Here is a 1,039-nt window from a genome sequence, read left to right as displayed (position 1 = left end):
CATTAGATAATTACTTTTTTAATGGCTTGGGCTTATTCAAAGGCTACAAAGCCGTGCCGCTTGTGACTGGAATTAGATAAAATCATTCACCTATGCTCTTAAGTGTTAGATTCATTTTATGCAAAATTTCTTGCTGAACATACATAACGTATGCGTCTAAAATTACCGTGTATGATGTCATTAATACCCCATCTCCATTTCTTGATCTAATGCGGATAGTTCAGCAAGAGCTGCCAGTCTGTTCTCTTCTAAACGGCTCTTGTATTCCATAAGATCAGCATAGGCCACCTTCCTACGGTTACCAGTGCGACTAAAAATAATCTCTTTAGAATCTAAGAGCTTAATAAATGTAGGGCGAGACATATTTAGCATGTCAGCACCTTCTTGCGTTGTGAGTTCTGCATGAATAGGTGTAATGCTGACAGAGTTACCCTGACCTAATTGAGTAAGCACCTCAATCATCATGTTTAATGCACTTGATGGGATCATGACTTCGTGAGTCTTACCAGACTTATCGATAACATTAATCCTTTGAGCTTCGCCATTGGTTTCCATAACAGCTGATAACTCTTGGCTACCAAGCTTAGCCAGTGCAATTTCTTCAGCGCTTTGCAATTTTGTAGCAGTATTCATCGTATTTCTCTCTAGTTTCAAATTTAGACTATGCAAATCTGTATATCACAACATTATCCGAAATATTCGAAAAGTCAATATTCGAAATATTCGAAATATCAAAAAGTTTACTGTATAGGGTAGCTCTAAAAACTTATCTCCAGAAGCAACTAGTGCCTTTCAATGAAAGAGCATAACAATTCAAACGAGAACGACTGGCTGGAAACAGTTTTTGCTTGAAAATTGGAGATTTCTTTCACCGCTGTTTGGCTCCCAAACATTGATATGGTGCCTATAAGGGAAAGACTGAATTTATAAGTCAAAATTTCACTAGCAAGGAATGGGGCAAAACCAAGTCAGCTTTAACTTAAAATTCTTACCAAATGAAGCTAATCGAAGAGATAGAATGACCCAGTGTAGATTAGAC

The 1,039-nt window shown here is 37.4% G+C and carries 1 protein-coding gene; it reads right to left on the bottom strand.

Going from position 1 to position 1,039, the window contains the following annotated elements; translation table 11 throughout:
• Positions 1-180 precede the first annotated feature (180 nt).
• On the bottom strand, positions 181-633 hold the full coding sequence (locus H5202_RS23225; RefSeq protein ID WP_182774081.1) for a helix-turn-helix domain-containing protein: 453 nt from the start codon (positions 631-633) through the stop codon (positions 181-183).
• Positions 634-1,039 lie beyond the last annotated feature (406 nt).

The organism is Shewanella sp. SG41-4, assembly GCF_014164505.1.
Lineage (GTDB): Bacteria > Pseudomonadota > Gammaproteobacteria > Enterobacterales > Shewanellaceae > Shewanella.
The sequence above is the reverse complement of the archived record's forward strand: the minus strand, read 5'-3'. Positions and strand labels throughout refer to the sequence as shown.